Origin of the sequence: Capnocytophaga sp. oral taxon 326 str. F0382 (assembly GCF_000318295.1) — a bacterium.
GTDB classification, from domain to species: Bacteria; Bacteroidota; Bacteroidia; order Flavobacteriales; family Flavobacteriaceae; genus Capnocytophaga; species Capnocytophaga periodontitidis.
Genome location: NZ_KB291420.1, coordinates 1 through 300 on the forward strand (window position 1 = coordinate 1; position 300 = coordinate 300).

Below are 300 nucleotides of genomic sequence, written 5' to 3' on the forward strand. Positions count from 1 at the left end.
GAAGTTTTGGACTGTCAGTTTTAGGAGGTGCTGTAGGAGGTGCTATTACGGGAGCTTTAGGATCAACAGCAGTGCTGACGGCTGAATCTATTACCAATGGTATAGCTACAGGAGCAGTATCTTCTATGTTACCAAGTGTCAATTTTCCTATAGGAGATTGGAATATAAGCCTATCTTTAGCTGTAGCTTTTGGCAACGCTTCGGGTATGGGGGCAAATTTTGCAGTAGGTTATAACGATGGCAATTGGGGCTTTTCAGCAGGAGTGGGAATAATGGCATATAATAATTATTATGGGTTTG

1 protein-coding gene is annotated in these 300 nt (G+C 42.0%); it reads left to right on the plus strand.

Annotated features, from left to right (window positions below; translation table 11 throughout):
• Positions 1-300 (plus strand): V-type sodium ATPase, K subunit domain protein (locus tag HMPREF9073_RS15960; RefSeq protein ID WP_009413436.1); only part of this gene is annotated, 300 nt, incomplete at both ends.